This is a genomic window from Lysinibacillus sp. RC79 (assembly GCF_041262405.1).
Lineage (GTDB): Bacteria > Bacillota > Bacilli > Bacillales_A > Planococcaceae > Lysinibacillus.
Window position 1 is genome coordinate 104,389 of sequence record NZ_JBGCCD010000003.1, and the last position, 20,172, is coordinate 124,560.

Below are 20,172 nucleotides of genomic sequence, written 5' to 3' on the forward strand. Positions count from 1 at the left end.
TAGTCATCACTAGATGACTACTATTCTTTATTGAAATTGATGACGATGTTTTGCGTTACAATTTGCTGTGCATACGTTAAAAGCTCGTCATTAATGTATACTTTAGCTTGCGTTGAATTACCTAAGCGGATACGAGCGTAATTTTGAGATGTTGCGTCGAATTCTACTACTTCTCCTGTATTATATACACGAGTATCTGTTAGTATTTCTTGTTGCTGTTGGTTTCGAATACCGATAAATGTAGGACCTGATACTTCAATACGTATTTTAAATGTATCTGCACCTGTTAACGTATAAGAAGTTGTAGCACCATCCGCTTCAACAGTCCCCGCTGAAATCGATTGCTTGCCCTCTTCAGTTTGTTTTTCGTCAGGTGTTTCCTTTTCTGAATCTTTTGAATCTGTTGACTCTTGTTTGTCATCTGTTTGAGCTTTTTTATTTTCTTTTTCTTTATCTTTTTCTGTATCTATTGGTTTTACTTTTGAATCATATTGCATTTCTGATGAAGCTGAATCGTCTGTAACATTTGGTCCTGCACTATTTCTAGACTGCATAAGCACCCAAATTACCACAATAATGACAATGATAAATAAACCAACGATTATTTTGGGCATTGCCTCCATCATTTTAGTAGAAGGGCCCTTTGATACTTTTCTTCTACTTGGGCTAGTCGTCATCGATTGACTTACTTGATTGTTTGGAGTACCTGGTAGCTCGCTTTTATACGTTTCTAAAAGTTCCTCTGCGTTCAAACCGACAGCGTCAGCATATTGTTTAATAAAAGCTCGTACATAAAACGAACCAGGCATAATCGAATAATTGCCCTCTTCAATACCTATTAAATAACGCTTTTGAATTTTCGTTATTTCTTGTAAATCGTCTAAACTGTAGCCTTTAGACAGTCTCGCCTCTTTCAGTCGAGTCCCTAATTCTGCCACTCATAACACCTACTTTAACATCAATTTAAAAATTAAATCCTCCAAATGAATTGGATTCGGACATCATATGATTTTTTTCCATTACTTCATACGTAATTTCTTCATCTGGATGATGACGTAATTCAATAATATAATCAAAATCCTCTATCTTATATTCTGAATGCTGAACAAACATGTCTGGATGCTCGACGACCTTAATGGAAGGCATACTCATCATTTCACGCACTAGTTGCAAATGCCGCTCATCCGATGAACGACGTGTCACAATGCCATCTAATATAAAAATATTATTGTCACTGAATTCATCACCAGCGAGCTTATTGCGAACAGTCTGCTTAATCATTGTAGATGATAAAAAAATCCATTTTTTATTGGCACATACACTAGCCGCCACGATCGATTCTGTTTTTCCAACACGAGGCATTCCACGTATCCCAATGAGCTTATGACCTTCTTTTTTAAAGAGTTCAGCCATAAAGTCAACTAAAATGCCAAGTTCATCTCGTACGAAGCGGAAGGTGTTTTTTTCATCTGCATCTCGAGGAATATAATGACCGTGCCTAATAGCTAAACGATCACGGAGTTTAGGTTGTCGAAATTTGGTCACGTTAATATGTTCCATTGTCGAAACAATTGTACGAAAACGCTCAATTGTCTCATCGTTGTCTGTATGCACTAACATACCACGTCGATCCTCATCGACACCGCTTATTGAAATAATATTGACCCGAAGCATCCCTAAAAGTGAAGCAATATCTCCTAATAATCCAGGGCGATTCACCTGAATTTCATATTCAAAGTACCAATCGCTCAAACACATTCGTTCCCTTCCTATTAGTTAACGTAAAAAATCCTTTATAAGTTCCATCATAGCTGATTTTTTATGTAATGGAAAGTTAGAATACGTGGAATTATGGCGTTATTTTTAAAAACTTTCTATTTTTTTTTTGAACATACAAAATAGGCTTACATACGTTCCCTTTTCAATGCAAAAAATCCCTTTTTAAACAGAAAAAAGAGGAGATAGTTCTCCTCTTTTTTTTACTGCACATGCTTATCTTGTACAAGTTTAATGACACAATTCGCCAATGCATGTTTTTCATCTTCAGAGGCAACGCTCCATAAATCCGACAGCACTCGTTCTTGTTCATTTTTAGGATCGACATTTGTCGCCAAATATTCCCCAATTTGTACAGCAGCCGATTGAATCATTTTCTTTGGCATGCCACTTGATTCGGCTTGCATAACATTTTGACCTAAAAACGATGTCCATTTTTGCCAGTTTTCTAAAATCGTCATATGTTCCTCCTCCTTTACACATGTAGTATGTGCAAAAAAGAACATTATATGTACCAACCACCGTTTAATCGAATGATTTGTCCCGTTACATAATCTGCTTTTCCAGAAAGGTAGAAACGCACCATTTCAGCAACATCTGTTGTTTGTCCAACTATACCTAGCGGAATGTCCTCTAAAATATAGTCAAGCTCTTCTTCACATAAATGACTGTTCATCGAGGTATTAATAAAGCCAGGTGCAATGGCATTAACACGAATGCGTGACAGTGCCGCTTCTTTTGCATATGACTTCACAAAAGCATGTTGAGCGCCCTTCACGGTGGCGTAAAGTGCTTCGCCAGCCGATCCAGCCTCTCCCCAAATCGAACCGATAAAAAGCACATAGCTGACATCATGAGCGCGAAGCTTTGATGACAGCAATGCCGTCAGACGCATTGGATTTTGCACATGAACATGCCATAATGCATCCATATCCTCCACCGTAGTATCTTCAAGCAGAGCATAATGCGCTTGACCATTTGCAAAGACAATCGCTTGCACATTAAAAATTTGCGATGTTAACAATTGTGCCCCGGAAGCTTTCGAAAAATCTCCCTGTACAAGCATAAATTCCTGTGCAGGGAAGTTTTCTGAAAGAGAGCGGTATAAAGCCTGTGCTGCTGTTTCATTGTTTGAAAAGTGTATGTAGATGGACCAACCGTCCTCTGCCAGACTCTGGCAAATAGCACGGCCAATCTCACCTGATGCACCTAACACGAGGGCAAACTTTTTCACTGTACGCCCTTCTCCGTAGGTAAAATTTTAAAGACAGTTTGTTGAGATTCACCTTGAATTGAAGAAAATGCTTTTTTCAAATCGTCAATCGTTAGTTCCTCTAGTACAGGCACAACATCGAACAAATTCATTTCATTAAACGAATAACGTGTAAATTGGTTGGCGATAAATTCAATAGAATTCAGTGCACGTAGGAAGAAACCTATTTTTTTACGTTTTACTCGTTCTAAATCTGCACTTTCAAATTGTGCATCTCCATCATACTTTGCTAATTCTTCCTTAATTGCTTTCTCTAATGCAGCCGGTTCTGTAGAATCTGAGCCAATCATAGCAAAACCAAAGCCCTTTTCTAACGTGAAATCAAATGCATACGTTTCATCAATCAAGCCATTTTCATAGACACTCTCATAAAATTTAGATGTACGTCCAAAAATAAGTTCAAGTGCAATTTGAACAGACAGCTCATGCTTTAACATGTCACGCCCTGAAAAATTTGTTTCTTTTGCTTTTAAACCGATATAGACCTTAGGCTTTTGTACATCCATATGCAACTCACGTTCTTTAATAGCAACCTCAGTCGGTTCTTGATCAAAGAAGCGTTGAATAGGTGTTAGTTCAGGGAATTCTTTTTTGCCTTGATTGTCACGAATAAACGTCATCATTTCATTAGGATCTACTGCGCCAATGACAAACAATAACATATTGGACGGATGATAAAATGTATTGTAGCACGTGTATAAATGGTCCGCTGTAATGCCATCAATCGTCTCTATTGTACCAGCGATATCAATTTTTACTGGGTGATTATGATACATATTTTCGATTGTACCAAAATAGAGCCGCCAATCTGGCTGATCGTCATACATCGTAATTTCCTGACCAATGATGCCTTTCTCCTTATTGACTGTTGCTTCTGTAAAGTAAGGCTCTTGAACAAAATTTAATAATGTTTCTGTGCTGTTATAAATATTGTTCGTCGAAGAAAATAAATACGCCGTACGTGTAAATGATGTAAAGGCATTGGCTGAAGCACCGAATTCACTAAACTTTTGGAAGACATCGCCATCTTCTTTTTCAAACATTTTATGCTCTAAAAAGTGAGCAATGCCATCTGGTACTGTAATGCTATCCGTCTCACCAATCGGCACAAATGTACGATCAACAGAACCGTACTTAGTTGTAAACGTCACAAACGTTTTTGAAAAGCCTTTTTTTGGTAAAATATAGACATCTAAGCCATTCTCTAATTTTTCATAATACAATGTTTCATCTAATTGCTTGAATTCAATTGTTTTCATTGTGCGGCTTGCTCCTTTCCACATAAGAAATAGACCGCTTCTAGCTGTACTTGCTTCGCCATTTCAACAATATCTTCCTTGGTCACAGCTTTCCATTTATTTGCCCAAGCTTCAACAGAAAACTCCTCGGGTAAATCTTTATATTGGTCAAAAATTTCTATTTGTCCTCGAGCAGAATCCAATGCTTCTTTTAGCTGATTCGTCAGCATTGCCTTTGTTTGCTCTATTTCCAAATCTGTAATATCGCCTGCTTGCATAACAGTAAGTTGTTCCTTAATTAGTGAGAGCGCTTTTTCTTCATTCTTTGGTTCAATCCCAGACACAACAAAGACTAAGCCATAATGTGACGCATATGAGCTAGACGCATAGTAAGCTAAACTTTCCTTTTCACGAACATTCATAAATAATTTGGCATGAGGATAACCACCGAACACGCCGTTAAAGATTTGCATTTTAGTGAAATCCGGGTCACCAAATCGTACTGGTGTACTAAAGCCAATATGCAGCTTTCCTTGCTTCATTTCTTGTTGTTCACGTACATAATCATTTTGTGGATGCTGTTGCGGAAGCACAGCTGGGATTTCTTCAGGTGTACGATCAGTAAATGGTAGCGCTTTTTTTAGGTTCGCTACGATTTCGTCTTCATTGATATCACCTGCTACATAGATGTCGATTTTATCATTAGCAAGCATGGATTGATATGCTTCAAATAATGATGTAGGGGTTATTTTTTGAATGTCCTCGACAGTTCCGTTAGCAGAAATAGAGGCCGGTTCATTTGGACGTAAAATTCGTTGAAGACGTTGCTGCGCAAAACGAGATTTATCGTCAAAAATAGACTCAATACGCTGAATGACCGTTTTCTTTTCACGCTCTACAATAGATTCCTTAAATACACCGTTTTCTAAATTCGGTTCAAATATTGCTGTGTGCAATAAACCGAGTACCTCGTTTAAAACACTTGTATTTGCCAAATAATGATCATTAACGGCTTCTACATTCATCAGTACTGTATGTTCATTACCACGTTTAGATGTGTCAAAATACAACACTGTGCCATACAAGTCATCCAAGAAACCTCGGAATGCAGCTGTTGTCTTATATTTTTCATTACTGTGTTGCAATACATTTGTTAACACAGTGCGTTCAGACGCATTTGTGGCCGTTAATGCTCTTCTCCATTTAATTGAAAAATTCACGGTTTTAAATTGGGTCGTTTGTCGGATATGCAAATTGACACCTTTTGCAAAAGGTATTGTTTTAAACATATATAGAACCCTCCTTATCTTTCTTAATATAACAAAGTACTACACATACTATACATGTCTATTGTCTATAATTGCAAAAAGAATCCAAAGTATGTATATGAAAAGTGAGAAATTACATTTGGTTGATTAATGAACCTGTTCATACTAGCAAGTAAAGGTTAACCTCTAACCATTATTTTCCCAAACACTTGAGATATGTACAAGGAAAAAGACTGAGCATTTTCGCCCAGTCTTTAGTGTAAATAATTGTCTGTTTTTTAGCGTTTCCCCTTAATATAAGGTTGGCCACTAGCTTTTGGTGCACTCGCTTTACCGATAAATCCTGCTAATGCAAGTATCGTTAAGACGTACGGTAAGATTTGTAAGTACACAGCAGGAACATCTTGAACGTAAGGAATTCCGCTTCCTGCAATACTTAACGTTTGCGCTACACCAAAGAATAATGCTGCACCCAATGCACCAATTGGATGCCATTTCCCGAAAATCATTGCTGCAATGGCCATAAAGCCTTGACCAGCAATTGTTGCATGTGAGAAATTGCCTGCAATCGATTGCGCGTACACTGCACCACCAAGACCACCTAATGCCCCAGAGATGACAACAGCAATATAGCGCATTCTATTAACATTTACTCCCATCGTATCTGCAGCCATTGGATGTTCACCAACAGCGCGTAAACGTAACCCAAATGGTGTTTTATAAATGATAAACCATGATCCAAAAGCTACTGCAAAAGCTAATATCGATGTACTGTAGACATTTTGGAATAATAATGGACCAAAGAACGGTATGTCCTCTAAATAAGGGACAGCGAAACGATTTATTGCATAAGCTTGGTCAATCATATCTGTTTGACCTTTATCATAAATCATTTTTACCAAGAATACGGATACCGCTAAACCTAATAAGTTGATAGCAACCCCCGATACTGTTTGATCGGCACGGAAGGAAATAGACGCAACTGCATGGAGAAGTGAGAAGATTCCCCCAATAATGAAAGCTGCCAGCATTGCCACCCAAATTGTTGCTGCACCGAATGTTGAAGCATATTCTAAATTGACATAAATACCAACAAATGCACCAACAATCATTAAACCTTCTAGTCCGATGTTTACTACACCAGAACGTTCAGAGAATACACCACCGATTGCCGTAAAAATTAAAGGTGTTGCATAAAGAATCGCCGAAGGGATGATGAAATATAACATTTCTAAAAAGCCCATGTTATTGTCCCTCCTTTTTCTTGCTCAACTTTTGTAACGCTACTCGAATAATATAGCCTGATGCCACGAAGAAAATAATTAACGCGATAATAATAGACACGATTTCCTCTGGAATACCTGCAGCATTCGGCATATTTAGCGCTCCGTATTTAAGTGAGCCGAATAATGAAGCCCCAAATACTACCCCTAGTGGTGTGTTGGCACCAAGTAAGGCCACGGCGATACCATCGAAACCTATACCAGTAAAGCCTGGTTTAATAGAGGCGTTTCCGAAAGTACCTAGTGCCTCCATAGCACCACCAAGACCAGCGAACATACCTGAAATCGTCATAGCTAAAATAATGTTTTTGTTAACGCTCATACCAGCATAGTCTGCAGCATGCTTGTTAAAGCCTACCGCTTTTAGCTCATATCCACGTGTTGTTTTTTCTAAAATGAACCACATAACTATTACCATTAACAGTGCAACAATGATGCCATAGTGAAGACTTGAATTGTCTGTAAGCTCTCTTAAAAACGGAGAACGTAATGAAGCTGATTCATGAACTCGTTCTGTTTTAAAGCCACCGTCAGACAACCTTTTAATCACTGCATTCGCAATATAAAGCGCAGTGTAGTTTAACATAATTGTCGCTATTACTTCGTGAACTTTAAATTTCGCTTTTAAGAAACCTGCAATAAAGGCCCAAAATGCACCTGCTGCTGCTGCAGCAAGTAATGCTAATGGTAAGTGAATAATTTTAGGTAGGTCAAATGCAGATCCTACCCAAGCTGCTGCTAGCCAACCTAAAATTAGCTGACCTTCAACACCGATGTTGAATAAACCTGTGCGGAATGCAAATGCTACTGCAAGCCCGGCCAATAGGTACGGTGTTATTTGACGAATTGTGTTCCCAATTGAATATGAATCTCCAAAAATACCTGTCCAAAGAGCGCTATAACCTTGTACTGGGTCATAGCCGCTGACTACCATCACGATAGCACCAACAATTAAACCGATAATAATAGAGATGATAGGAACGAGTATATTAATGACACGATTTGACATTAGTCGTTCCCCTCCTTCGCATCATTCATGTTATTTTTACTACTTTGTCCTGCCATTAATAGACCAAGTTCTTGTTCTGTTGTTTCTTTTGGATTTAACTCATCAACAATTTGACCATCATAAATAACAGCGATACGGTCAGAAACATTCATGACTTCATCTAATTCAAATGAAATTAACAGTACTGCTTTTCCTTTATCACGTTGCTCGATAAGGCGAGAGTGAATAAATTCAATAGCACCTACGTCAAGGCCACGAGTTGGTAAAGCAGCAATCAATAAATCTGGATTACGATCAATTTCACGACCGATAATCGCTTTTTGCTGGTTACCACCTGAAAGCGCACGTGCTGGAGTCATTTCACCATTACCAGTACGAACATCATATTCTTCAATAATTTGGCGCGCTTTTTCAGACACCTTCTTGTAGTCCATGACAAAGCCCTTAGCGATTGGAGACTGGTAATATGTTTGCAGTGCGATATTATGGCCAATTGGGAAATCTAATACTAAACCGTGTTTATGGCGATCTTGTGGGATATGCCCAACGCCTTCCTCAGTAATTTTTCGAGGTTTCATATTTGTAATATCTTTGCCATTTAATTTAACGTTACCACTTTTAATTTTACGTAGGCCTGTAATGGCTTCAATTAACTCGGATTGCCCGTTGCCATCGATACCCGCAATACCAACAATTTCACCTTTGCGTACTTTTAAGTTCAACCCTTTTACTTTATCAATATTACGATAGTCTGTAACAATCAAGTTTTCAATTGCAAGTACTTCATCAGTTGGATTTGCTTCTGTTTTTTCTGTTTTAAATTCGACTTGGCGACCAACCATCATTTCAGCTAATTTGTTAGGATTTGTGTCAGCAGTTATAACTGTTCCAATCCCTTCCCCTTTTCTGATAATCGTCACACGGTCAGAGACTTCCATAATTTCTTTTAGCTTATGGGTAATTAAAATAATGGATTTGCCCTCTGCAATTAAGCGGCGCATTATTTGAATAAGCTCTGTAATCTCCTGTGGTGTTAAAGAGGCAGTAGGTTCGTCAAAGATTAAAATTTCAGCACCGCGGTATAACGTCTTTAAAATTTCAACACGCTGTTGCATCCCTACTGTAATATTCTCGATCTTGGCATATGGATCAACATCTAAACCATATTTTTCAGAAAGTGCCTGTACTTTCTTTGCCGCATCTTTAATATTAATAACACCCATTTTTGTAGGCTCCGAACCTAAAATAATATTCTCTGTTACTGTAAAATTTTCCACTAACATAAAGTGTTGATGGACCATACCAATCCCTAAATCATTGGCCACATTTGGGTTGGTAATTTTAACAGCCTTCCCACGAACTCGAATTTCGCCACCCTCTGGTTGATACAAACCAAAAAGGACGTTCATTAAAGTCGATTTACCTGCACCATTTTCACCTAACAATGCATGGATTTCGCCTTTTTTCAGTTGGAGGGTGATGTTATTATTCGCCACGAAATTACCGAATTCTTTTCGGATTCCTAGCATCTCAATCACGTGTTCCAATTTCGTCACTCCCTTAATAGGCACTTTTATCATTTCACCTTGTGGCTGTTACTTCGCTTTAGCCACAGAAAACATGTGTAGCTGACGTTTCGTTAACACTCCGCTTTCGCACAGATAAACAATACGTCCAATTTTTGAAACCGTTATTTAGATTTGTTTGAGACAAACTTAATAATACTAGCCATAGTCACTGTTAGTTCAACGTTTTTCACATCGCACAGCAATGACTCCAGCCAGAAGTTTCATCTTCGTTCAGCGGCATTATGTACCCTATTAAAAAAATTCATACATATCTTGTCCCACTAATAGAGGTAGATATTCTTCTGAATGAAGATAAATTAATACAGGAAAGGTCATCGTTAGAAACCTTTCTTCTATTAACTTGATACCATCATTACTATTCTTAAGATAAACTCATAGAAAAATTACTACCTCTATGGTAAATAAATAGAATCAAATAGAGTATTGCGAATAGTCGAAATATAACGATAGATTGAAAAAGCATCATAAGGGCCTTCTAAAAGTCCCTTATGATGATCAAAAGATGAATTATTTTTTCACTTTTTCTGGAACTTTAATTTCACCTTTGGAAATCTTTTCTTTATATTCGTCGATGACAGCTTGAACATCTGCTGGGATTGCACCACGAGAATCTGCAAGCTTCACTCCGTCTTCAGCTAAACCATAAGTAAGCGTTTTGCCGCCTGGGAATTCACCGTTTTTCGCTTTATTTGAAATATCCACAACTGCTGCGTTAACACCTTTTAACATAGATGTTAAAGTAACGTTTGTTTTATCATCTACTTTACCTTCTTCGTATTGGTCAGCATCTACACCAATTACCCATACATTTGCATTAGGATCTTTTTTCTTACGTTCCTTTGCCTCAGAGAATACACCGTTACCAGTTGCACCAGCAGCATGGAAGATAATATCTACGCCTGAAGAATACATACTGTTAGCTGTCATTTTACCAAGATCAGCTTTATCAAATGCACCAGTATATTTTCTTTGAATCTCAATATCTGGATTTACTGTTTTAGCCCCTTCAACGAATCCAGCTTCAAAGCGATTAATAACGGGAATATCTCCTCCACCAACGAAGCCGATTTTTCCTGTTTTAGTCATTTTCGCAGCAGCTACACCAGCTAAGAAAGCGCCTTCTTGCTCTTTGAACAAAACAGATACTACGTTGTCTGCTTTTACTGAAGCGTCAACGATTGCGAATTTATTATCTGGATTTTCTTCAGCTATTGCAGTCATAGCATCTTCCATCAAATAACCAATACCAAATACTAAATTAAAGTCACGACGTAATAATGCGTTTAAATTTGATTCATAGTCTGCATCTGATTTTGATTGTAAGTAGTCGAAGCCACCATTACCTTTTTTTAGGTCATTTTCTTTACCGTAAGCTTGAACACCTTCCCAAGCAGATTGGTTGAATGATTTATCATCAACGCCACCTACGTCAGTAACCATTGCTACTGAGAATGCTTTTTCTTTGTTGCTTTCGCCAGATGATGCATTTTCATTTTCTTTTGCAGGTTTTTCTTCGTCTTTCGTACCACATGCACCTAAGATTGCACTTGCAGCTAAAACTGATGATAATACTAAGCCAAATTTACGTTTTTTCATTTGATTAACCCCCCAAAGGTATTGTAATTAGCAGGAAAAATATTTAGAAATGTTCTACACCCTTTTACGAACTACATGGAAGCTGAATTTATCAGCTCGGAAATAATTTTTTGAATACAGCACTACTTGATCATGATCATCGTAATGCAACTGCTTTAATACTAAAAGAGCTGTTTCACGTCCGCAATTTAAAATCGGTGAAGCTTGCTCATGATGCCCGATTGGATCAATATATGTAACAGCATAGGCAACATGAATTTTACCGGATTGTTCAAGTGCAGAGAAGAGTGAAACTTCCTTTTTTTCTACAAAGTCAGTTGGCAGGAAGCTTGCTGGTAATCTGTCTATGCAGTATACTACCGGCTCACCATCCGCTGTTCTGACACGTTCAATTGTGAGTATTTTATCTTCGCCATCACATTGGAAGCGTTTTAAATCTTCCTCAGAAGGTATGCTTTCCGTCGCCTTTAAAAAGCGGGAACCGGGTTCCATACCTGCTGTCTCGATCATAGAAGAAATGCTCGATAAATGCTCGATACCTGATGTAAACAACGGCTTAGGGTTGACAAATGTCCCCACCCCATGTCGACGCACAATAACATTTTCCTCTTCCAACAGTCGTAGCGCTTCTCTAAGTGTTGCTCGACTGACTCCTAGTGATTTCGATAATTCAAACTCTGAAGGCAGTTTTTCATTTTCTTTAAAAACGCCTATTTCAATGTCAGACTTTAAACGATCAATTACTTGAAGATAGAGATGACGATGATCTGCTTTAATAGTCACATATATCACCACCAAATCAGAGATCAGACATCTGATGTACAACATTCCTACTAATCGTTCATAAATATAACATTTTTATAGACTGAAAGCAATTACACCTTAGTGTAATTGCTTTCGAATTTTGAAAGAATTTGAGCCTGCTCGATGTATACAATATTATTCGAGTTTTTGTCGTTATTTTGGCTCTAATTATCGTATTGATGAATGAGCACTTGTCGAGGTTTACTACCCTCTGAAGGCCCAACAATACCGCGTTGTTCCATTTGATCGACAATACGAGCAGCTCTCGAATAGCCGATACGGAAGCGGCGTTGCAACATCGAAACAGAGGCCGTTTGCATACTTACAACTAACTGTACAGCCTCATCATATAAATCATCCGTTTCCTCTAAAATTGCCTCTTCTTCGGTCGGAATCATTTCCTCCTGATACTGTGCCTTTTGCTGTTCTATAACAAAGTTAACAACTGACTCAACTTCTTGGTCTGATAAAAAAGCACCTTGCACACGTTTTGGTTTAGATGCACCGGCAGGTAAAAACAACATATCTCCTCGACCGAGCAAACGTTCTGCTCCACCCATATCTAATATCGTTCTAGAATCGATTGCTGATGACACCGCAAAGGCAATGCGCGAAGGAATATTTGCTTTAATAACACCTGTCAACACATCTACACTTGGTCGTTGAGTTGCAATGATTAAATGAATCCCTGCTGCACGGGCCATTTGTGCTAAACGTGTAATAGAATCCTCTACATCACTTGAGGCAACCATCATTAAGTCCGCTAACTCGTCTACAATTACCACAATATAAGGTAATTTCGGTTGTTTTTCACCCGTTTGTTCATTGACTTTTTGTACATGGCCATTGTAGCCTTCGATATTACGAGTACCTGTATGAGAAAATAGATCATAGCGGCGTTCCATTTCTGACACAACTTTCTTTAAAGCCTGAGACGCTTTACGTGCATCTGTAACAACTGGTGCCAGTAGATGAGGAATTCCGTTATAAACATTTAACTCCACCATTTTCGGGTCAATCATCATCAGCTTTACCTCATGTGGTTTTGTACGCATTAGGATTGATACGACAATACCATTTATACACACACTTTTCCCACTACCTGTTGAACCTGCAACAAGTAAATGTGGCATTTTATTGAGTTCAGCGAGTACTGCTTGCCCAGTAATATCACGACCAAACGCCACTTGTAATAATGCTTCTGGCTTTGCCCCATCTTTAGACTCTAACACTTCCCGTAGTGTAACAATTGCTACCTCACTATTTGGTACTTCAATGCCAATCGCTGACTTCCCGGGAATGGGTGCTTCCATACGAATATCCTTCGCAGCAAGTGCTAAGGCAAGATCATCCTGTAAGTTTACAATTTTACTTACTTTCACACCTACATCTGGTAATATTTCATATTTTGTTACAGCTGGGCCTAAATGAACCTGCGTTACTTTTGCCTTTACGCCAAAGCTTTGCAAAGTTTGCTCAAGCTTTTTCGCATTTGCCTGAATGACAGAATATTCGCCACTTTGGTCATGCTGTGGCGGTAATTGTAATAGATTATAAGAAGGCAGTTGATAATCTGCATTTTCCACAGCATCTGCCCCTTCGATATGGACATCATCAATAATTTCTCCATGTTCAATATCTTCATTTTCAGCTGCTGCAAATGCTTCTCGTTCATGAGACACATTTTGAGTGAAGGCAGAGATAATTGGTTCATGAGACACTTCTTCTTCCTCTTGTACCTCAGGCGCCTGTTCGACAGCTGCAATTTCATCCCTGCTGTCTACTTTTGAACGACGATTTTTAGGTTTCTTTGGCATATTTTTTTTCTTTTCACGCTGTTTCTTTTGCCATTTACCAAAAAGGTCGGGCATTTTTCCCGCTAAATATGGAACTAGTGCCTTTCCTGTTACTAAAATTACTCCGATAAAGAAAATAACCCAAGCGACGACCTTCGCGCCTGTTGCCTCAAATAATACATGTAGAGCACTAAATAACAGTGCACCAACCATACCTCCACCAAGTGCATTACTTCGATGGATAATACCCTCTGAATTAATTAAAATTCGCCAAGATTCTCGCAAAACAGAGTCTGATAATAAACCACCAGATTTTGATAATTGTTCAAACAGAATGCCGTGGCTAAAAATTGTTAAACTCATAACAATGAGGAGCATACCTAAGATTAGACGATCATAAATGCTTACTTTTTTCTGCCCAATCATCAGTAACAACGCAACAAATATAAGCATAAATGGCACAGCAAAATGTAAATTTCCTAAAAGAAACATTGCTATCGTTTGTAAAATACGCCCAGTCATACCATATTCAAAAATCATAATAACCGCTAATGCGATTAAGATAAGCCCTAAAATTTCATACATAAGCGGATGCATTTCTTTTTTTTCTGTAGTCGCTTTTCCTTTAGTGACTTTTCTTTTTTTACTAGTCGCCATCTATTTCACCTTCTTTTGTAATCCATTCTTTATATGTAGCGAATAATAACATGTAGAACTTGATTATTCAAAAAAAGGATTTTCCACCGTTCACATTCGGCTAGAAAATCCTTTTTCATTTAACGATGAGCTATCATTTTTAATATTCCATAATGATTGGGATAATCATTGGGCGGCGCTTCGTTTTTTGGAATAAATACGTATTCAGTGTATCTCGAATTTCTTGTTTAATATTTGTCCATTCAAATGTATCTTTACCAACGTATTTTTCAATAACATTTCTCGCAATATCAGAAGCTTCCACCATTAATTCTTCTGATTCGCGTACATATACGAAACCACGTGATAAAATTTCTGGACCAGATGCAATTTTCTTCTGAGCACGGTTTAGTGTTACTACAACAATGAAAATACCATCCTGCGATAATAACTTACGATCGCGAAGTACGATGTTACCTACATCGCCAACACCAATACCGTCTATTAATACATTACCAGCTTGTACACGGCCACTCATTCGCATTTTACCATTTTTATATTCTACAATATCCCCTTTATCGGCGATAAAAATTTGTGATTTTTGCATACCTAGCTGTTGAGCAAGCTTAGAGTGAGCAATAAGCATGCGATACTCACCTTGCACAGGGATAAAGTACTTCGGTTGCATTAAGTTTAGCATTAATTTTAAATCCTCTTGGCTACCGTGACCCGACACATGTACATTTTTGCTAGATGTTAGAATTGCCGCACCTGCTTTTGCGATAGAATTCATCGTATTAGCCATCTGTACTTCCATACCTGGAGACGGTGTAAATGTAATTAATACCGTATCATCTTTCTTAATTTTAATGTCTCGGTGATGTTTGCGGACGATTTTTTCTAATGCATCAAGTGGTTCCCCTTTATTACCTGTAGCAATAATAATAATCTCATCATCTTGGTATTTTTGCATTTCTGAGATAGGGATGATTGTTTCTTCCTCTACCGTTAAGTGGCCAAGCTGTACACCTAAATCCACAGCTTTTTCTAAAGGTTTTCCTACAATGACTACTTTACGGAACGACTTTTGAGCTTGTGCAAATACTTGTTGAATACGAATAAAATTCGATGCATAAACAGCAGCTAAAATACGACCTGGTGCTGAATGGAATGTTTTTGATAATTGCTCTTCAATCACAATCTCAGATGTCGTATAGCCTGGTCGCTCAGCTTCACACGACTCAGATAACAGAATAAATACGCCTTCTTCTCCTAGCTGAGCCATTTTTGCTAAATCAGGTTTAAATTTACCTGTCGCTGATTGATCGAATTTAAACTCACCTGTATGAACAATTGCTCCTTCAGATGTATGGAACACTACCCCTAACGAATCGGGAATACTATGTGTTGTATGGAAGAATGTCACATACGTTGAGTTAAAATTCATACGACTACGGTTCGTAACCTCAAAGAATTTCACCTGATGTGGTGCAGGCAATTCTTTTAATTGCTCCTTTGCAAGTGCAATTGTTAATTTTGATCCGTACACCGGCGCTTTTATTTTTTGTAATACATAAGCAATCGAACCAATTGCATCTTCATGACCATGTGTTAAGAATATCCCTTTCACACGATCTTTATTTTCTTCTAAATACGTAATATCAGGAATTACGATATCAATGCCCAGCATTTCGTCTTCAGGGAACATCAAGCCGCTATCCACTACAAATAGCTCTTCGTCAATTTCTACTACGTACATTGCTTTTCCAATTTCGCCCACGCCACCAAGTGGAATGATGCGAATTAATTCATTTTTCTTTTTTGTCAATTTATTTCCTCCTAAAAAATATCCCGAACAGCAACCACTTAAGATTTATTATACGGTTTGCAAAGCTTTTGCACAAATTAAAAATACATCTTTCATGGTGGAAACAGAATTTTTTTACAAAACAACTCATGTGTACTAATAGAGCGAGATAAAAAGTATTCCGATAAATGTAAAAAACGTTCCGATAAATTCAGAAATGATACTGATATTTCAAGAAAAGGTTCCGACATTCTTATTGAATATAAGTCTACAAAATACCCGAATTGTGGAAAGTAACAACCTTATTCTTCTATATAATAAAAAAAGACCGTAAACAAACTAAAAAATCTCGAGTTTGTTTACGGTCTGAGGGTTTAAGTAAATTAACTAAAGGTACTTATTTTTCTAAAGCTTCTTGCTTTTTCTTGATACGTATCCCAAATTCGGTCAAAGTTTGCTTTTTCTTCATCTGTCATTTCCATCATTGGCAGACGAACATTAAGTGTATCAAAGCCTAATTTGGTCATCGCGTATTTTACAGGCGATGGGTTTGGCTGTGCGAACAGCGCACGTACAAGTGGTAATAATGCTCGGTGAATTTTGGCTGCTAGCTCGTGATTTCCTTCTTCAAACGCTTTAATCATTAATTGCATATCATTTCCAACAACATGAGCAGCAACTGAAATAATTCCTGCTCCGCCGATTGCTAGTAGTGGAAGTGTTAAACCATCATCCCCACTATACACTAAGAAATTATCATCTGAATCAACATTTTCAATAATATCGCCCATTTGATCTAAATTGCCACTCGCTTCTTTAATCCATGAAATATTAGGAATTTTACTTAAGGCAACAGAAGTTTCATAGGCAACATTGACGCCTGTACGTCCTGGCACGTTATAAAGCATGACAGGTAAACTAGTTTCTTTTGCAATTGTTTCAAAATGCGCAAAAATACCGCGTTGATTTGGCTTATTATAATATGGTGCTACAAGCATGATACCATCAGCACCATTTTCTTCAGCCTTGTGTGTCATTGCAATAGAGTAAGCAGTTTCGTTATCCCCTGTACCTGCAATAACGGGTACACGACCTGCTGTTTTTTCTACTGTAAAGCGTACAACTTCAATTTTTTCTTCTGTGGACATAGTTGGGTTTTCAGAGGTTGTGCCACATGCGACAATACAATCTGTACCATTATCAATCAAATGATTAATAATACGTTCTAGTTCTGGATAATTAATCGTGCCATCTTCTTTGAACGGCGTTATCATCGCCGTTCCAATTCGACCTAAATTCATCCTTACACCCCTCTTATAGTAAGTTATCCTCCAGCATTGCTTCTGCAATTTGGATAGAGTTTAATGCAGCGCCTTTTAAAAGATTGTCAGAAACGATCCATAGGTGGAATCCTTTTTTATTGTCTAAATCTTGTCGGATACGTCCTACAAAAGTATCGTCTTCCCCTTCTGCATAGATAGGCATTGGGTAAGTTTGTGTTGCGATCTCATCTTGTAATACTACACCTGGTGCACTGCGTAATACTTCAAAAATCTCCTGTACCGTTGCTTCTTTTTCTACTTCAATATAAACAGATTCAGAGTGTCCGGAAACGACTGGCACGCGAACACAAGTTGCAGCTACGTTTAGCTCTGGTGCATGCATGATTTTCTTCGTTTCATTAATCATTTTCATTTCTTCATATGTAAAGCCATTGTCTGTAAATTTATCAATTTGTGGAATGACATTACGAGCGATTGGATAATGACGTTTGTCGCTACCAGAAGGTAAAATATTTGCTTCTACATCCTTACCTGCATCCCAATTTTCACTTTGTGCCTTTAATTCTTGAATAGCAGAAATACCTGCACCTGAAACTGCTTGGTATGTCGATACAATAATTTTTGTTAAGCCAAATGCATTACGAATAGGTTCAAGTGCAGCCATCATTTGAATTGTAGAGCAGTTTGGATTCGCAATAATCCCTTTATGCTTAGCAAGATCGCCACGATTTACTTCAGGCACAACTAGTGGTACCTCTGGATCCATGCGGAAATGGCTCGTATTATCGATAACTACTGCACCACGTTTTGCCGCTTCTGGCGCCAACGCCGCTGATACAGAACCACCAGCTGAGAATAAAGCGACATTGACGCCTTCAAAAGCTTCAGGTGTCGCTTCTTCAATTGTATATGTCTTACCATTAAATTCGATTGGTTTTCCTGCTGAACGTGCAGAAGCTAAGAACTTAATATCTCCGATTGGAAAATTCCGTTTAATGAGTTGCTCCATCATTTTTGTGCCTACTGCCCCTGTTGCTCCAACAACCGCAACTGTTAACTGCTTTGTCATCTGTCATCTCTCCTTGAATACATGTTACATAATGTGTGCTATTGTATCACAAAAATACTGAAAATTGTGTGTAATTCGTGAATTATTTGAAATATTGTATCAACAGTGGTTGTAATTGCTTTTTCTCTGTAATCGCTTCATGAACAGTCGCAACCATTTGATCAAAATCAGCAATCAAGGAATTTGGCTTTGAATGTGGTGAGTCCTGCCCGAATGGAATAAAGTAAATATTTTTAGCATTTAGCAGCCTCATAATATTCATGCCATTTAAGCCAAGAGCATCATTTGTTGATATGCCTAGGACAACAGGAGAACCGTTACGCAATGTTGCCTTAGCAGCCATCAATACCGGACTATCTGTTGCTGCATTAGCAAATTTACTAATACTATTGCCTGTCATCGGTGCTATAACCATCGCATCCAATGGATTGGATGGTCCGAATGGTTCTGCCTCTTTAATAGAGGAAATAACCTTTTCTCGAGTCAATTCCTCTATTTTTGCAATCCATTCCTCTCCGGTACCAAAACGCGTAGCCGCATGTAACACGGAATGCGTAATTATTGGAACAACCGTTGCTCCTACATCTATAAAGTTTTGAATTTTAGGTACTACATCCTCATACGTACAGTGAGAGGCTGTAATACCTAAACCTATTCGTTTACCCGTTAGCAATTTTCTTCCTCCTCTATTGCCTTGCACAATATTGTAGCTGCATCATGTGCAAAGTATTTCCCAGGTAATGATGGCAATAGCACGTACGTTTGTAATTGCTCAGCGTCTATATCCAAACATCCAGGCTCTGAAGCCAAATCATATAGGACAGCTGGGACATGATCTTGGAATGATTCTGTAATCCATTTAGCTGGAATCGTATTGATAAAAACCCCATCATTAATTGACCATTTACGGTCATCTAAATCCGTAGCTTTATAACCATATGCCTTAGCTTCACTCACTTGTACAACTGAACGCGCTACTATATGGACATTAGCGCCCATCTTGACGAGTAAAGAAGCGAGCATTTTGGCTGTGCGTCCAAAACCTGCGATAGTAAAGTTTTGTCCGTAAATACATTTTTGCTCGAGTCCGTAAAATGTGGCAATAAATCCCTCCGCTGTTAATCTTGCGTTTTGCCAAATAAAAGATTCTTGTTGTAAATAGCAATTTGTTTCATTTTTCTCAAGCAAATGCTTCCAATGCATAGTCAAACGCCCTGTATAAAACTTAACTTGGGATATCCCATAAAGCTGTTCCACTTCAATTTTAAGTGGAAGAATGGGAAGAATAATTCTATTCGGTTGGAATTCTAATACAAGCTTATTTAACTCTTCATTCCAAACTGATGTTCTTTTATAAAATACCGTTCTCGATGGGCTTCTTAGCATTGTAGCTAATTCCTTTAATCTTAGATCCTCACCGATAACAAGCCATTTTTCATTTTCCAAAAGCTCACCTCACTGTAAAAAGTCTGACTGCACTGTCGTTGTTTTGTTAAATAAAATCCGATCTTCACCAATTAGTATAATTTCATGCCAAGGTATCATTTCACTAACTTTCACTTTCTTTTTTTGGAATGGCAATTTATCTTTAACAATCTCAAAACCATGAATCTTTCCTGTTTGCACATCTAATAAACATTCCGTATGTGCCAATATGCCAAAGTGTACGCCACCCTCAACTTGAATTAACTCTTTATCCACCATCTCTGATAGTAGCATTCCTCATCTCCCTCCTTGAACCGTTA

At 38.1% G+C, this 20,172-nt stretch carries 18 protein-coding genes; all 18 read right to left on the bottom strand.

What is annotated here, in order from left to right:
- Positions 1-20: 20 nt before the first annotated feature.
- Positions 21-938, bottom strand: a complete 918-nt coding sequence (locus ABH968_RS04250; RefSeq protein WP_370042800.1) for a helix-turn-helix domain-containing protein — start codon at positions 936-938, stop codon at positions 21-23.
- Positions 939-963: 25 nt separating this feature from the next.
- The gene (locus tag ABH968_RS04255; RefSeq protein WP_370042922.1) at positions 964-1,752 is read right to left on the bottom strand and encodes a DUF3388 domain-containing protein; all 789 of its coding nucleotides are present in this window, start codon (positions 1,750-1,752) and stop codon (positions 964-966) included.
- A 227-nt stretch (positions 1,753-1,979) separates the two neighbouring features.
- Entirely contained in the window at positions 1,980-2,237 is a 258-nt protein-coding gene (locus ABH968_RS04260; protein ID WP_370042801.1) for a DUF3243 domain-containing protein, read from the bottom strand.
- A 44-nt stretch (positions 2,238-2,281) separates the two neighbouring features.
- Positions 2,282-3,010 carry an elongation factor P 5-aminopentanone reductase gene (ymfI, locus tag ABH968_RS04265; RefSeq protein WP_370042802.1) on the bottom strand — a complete coding sequence of 243 codons (729 nt, stop codon included), beginning with the start codon at positions 3,008-3,010 and terminating at the stop codon, positions 2,282-2,284.
- Positions 3,007-4,308, bottom strand: coding sequence for an EF-P 5-aminopentanol modification-associated protein YfmH (yfmH, locus tag ABH968_RS04270; protein ID WP_370042803.1), 1,302 nt, complete (start codon positions 4,306-4,308; stop codon positions 3,007-3,009). The genes ymfI and yfmH overlap by 4 nt, the downstream gene beginning before the upstream one ends.
- Positions 4,305-5,576 carry an EF-P 5-aminopentanol modification-associated protein YfmF gene (gene yfmF / locus ABH968_RS04275; RefSeq protein ID WP_370042804.1) on the bottom strand — a complete coding sequence of 424 codons (1,272 nt, stop codon included), beginning with the start codon at positions 5,574-5,576 and terminating at the stop codon, positions 4,305-4,307. The genes yfmH and yfmF overlap by 4 nt, the downstream gene beginning before the upstream one ends.
- A 257-nt stretch (positions 5,577-5,833) precedes the next feature.
- Positions 5,834-6,799 (bottom strand): ABC transporter permease, encoded by a 966-nt coding sequence (locus ABH968_RS04280; protein ID WP_370042805.1) that lies wholly within the window; start codon positions 6,797-6,799, stop codon positions 5,834-5,836.
- Between the two features lies 1 nt (position 6,800).
- Complete coding sequence (locus tag ABH968_RS04285) at positions 6,801-7,847, bottom strand: ABC transporter permease (RefSeq protein WP_370042806.1); 1,047 nt, start codon at positions 7,845-7,847, stop codon at positions 6,801-6,803.
- On the bottom strand, positions 7,847-9,394 hold the full coding sequence (locus ABH968_RS04290) for an ABC transporter ATP-binding protein (protein WP_370042807.1): 1,548 nt from the start codon (positions 9,392-9,394) through the stop codon (positions 7,847-7,849). The genes ABH968_RS04285 and ABH968_RS04290 overlap by 1 nt, the downstream gene beginning before the upstream one ends.
- A gap of 549 nt (positions 9,395-9,943) precedes the next feature.
- The gene (locus tag ABH968_RS04295) at positions 9,944-11,032 is read right to left on the bottom strand and encodes a BMP family lipoprotein (RefSeq protein ID WP_370042808.1); all 1,089 of its coding nucleotides are present in this window, start codon (positions 11,030-11,032) and stop codon (positions 9,944-9,946) included.
- Between the two features lie 54 nt (positions 11,033-11,086).
- A complete protein-coding gene (locus ABH968_RS04300) occupies positions 11,087-11,815 on the bottom strand; it encodes a GntR family transcriptional regulator (protein ID WP_370042809.1) in 729 nt (242 codons plus the stop codon).
- A 185-nt stretch (positions 11,816-12,000) separates the two neighbouring features.
- Entirely contained in the window at positions 12,001-14,289 is a 2,289-nt protein-coding gene (locus tag ABH968_RS04305) for an FtsK/SpoIIIE family DNA translocase (protein WP_370042810.1), read from the bottom strand.
- 139 nt (positions 14,290-14,428) lie between these two features.
- Positions 14,429-16,096, bottom strand: coding sequence for a ribonuclease J (locus tag ABH968_RS04310; protein ID WP_370042811.1), 1,668 nt, complete (start codon positions 16,094-16,096; stop codon positions 14,429-14,431).
- Positions 16,097-16,458: 362 nt separating this feature from the next.
- A complete protein-coding gene (gene dapA, locus ABH968_RS04315) occupies positions 16,459-17,376 on the bottom strand; it encodes a 4-hydroxy-tetrahydrodipicolinate synthase (RefSeq protein WP_370042812.1) in 918 nt (305 codons plus the stop codon).
- Positions 17,377-17,389: 13 nt separating this feature from the next.
- Positions 17,390-18,427, bottom strand: coding sequence for an aspartate-semialdehyde dehydrogenase (locus tag ABH968_RS04320; protein WP_370042813.1), 1,038 nt, complete (start codon positions 18,425-18,427; stop codon positions 17,390-17,392).
- A gap of 82 nt (positions 18,428-18,509) precedes the next feature.
- Positions 18,510-19,100: a dipicolinate synthase subunit B gene (locus tag ABH968_RS04325; RefSeq protein ID WP_370042814.1), complete on the bottom strand. Its 591-nt coding sequence runs from the start codon at positions 19,098-19,100 to the stop codon at positions 18,510-18,512.
- Complete coding sequence (locus ABH968_RS04330; RefSeq protein WP_370042815.1) at positions 19,094-19,873, bottom strand: dipicolinate synthase; 780 nt, start codon at positions 19,871-19,873, stop codon at positions 19,094-19,096. Before ABH968_RS04330 ends, ABH968_RS04325 begins: the two co-directional genes overlap by 7 nt.
- A gap of 9 nt (positions 19,874-19,882) precedes the next feature.
- Positions 19,883-20,146, bottom strand: a complete 264-nt coding sequence (locus ABH968_RS04335; RefSeq protein ID WP_370042816.1) for a YlmC/YmxH family sporulation protein — start codon at positions 20,144-20,146, stop codon at positions 19,883-19,885.
- Between the last annotated feature and the right edge of the window lie 26 nt (positions 20,147-20,172).

What these genes read in the sequence shown, in the direction of transcription:
- ABH968_RS04260 (WP_370042801.1), bottom strand. Translation starts at nt 2,237, where the DNA reads ATGACGATTTTAGAAAACTGGCAAAAATGGACATCGTTTTTAGGTCAA.
- yfmH (WP_370042803.1), bottom strand. Translation starts at nt 4,308, where the DNA reads ATGAAAACAATTGAATTCAAGCAATTAGATGAAACATTGTATTATGAA.
- yfmF (WP_370042804.1), bottom strand. Translation starts at nt 5,576, where the DNA reads ATGTTTAAAACAATACCTTTTGCAAAAGGTGTCAATTTGCATATCCGA.
- ABH968_RS04280 (WP_370042805.1), bottom strand. Translation starts at nt 6,799, where the DNA reads ATGGGCTTTTTAGAAATGTTATATTTCATCATCCCTTCGGCGATTCTT.
- ABH968_RS04285 (WP_370042806.1), bottom strand. Translation starts at nt 7,847, where the DNA reads ATGTCAAATCGTGTCATTAATATACTCGTTCCTATCATCTCTATTATT.
- ABH968_RS04295 (WP_370042808.1), bottom strand. Translation starts at nt 11,032, where the DNA reads ATGAAAAAACGTAAATTTGGCTTAGTATTATCATCAGTTTTAGCTGCA.
- ABH968_RS04305 (WP_370042810.1), bottom strand. Translation starts at nt 14,289, where the DNA reads ATGGCGACTAGTAAAAAAAGAAAAGTCACTAAAGGAAAAGCGACTACA.
- dapA (WP_370042812.1), bottom strand. Translation starts at nt 17,376, where the DNA reads ATGAATTTAGGTCGAATTGGAACGGCGATGATAACGCCGTTCAAAGAA.
- ABH968_RS04320 (WP_370042813.1), bottom strand. Translation starts at nt 18,427, where the DNA reads ATGACAAAGCAGTTAACAGTTGCGGTTGTTGGAGCAACAGGGGCAGTA.
- ABH968_RS04335 (WP_370042816.1), bottom strand. Translation starts at nt 20,146, where the DNA reads ATGCTACTATCAGAGATGGTGGATAAAGAGTTAATTCAAGTTGAGGGT.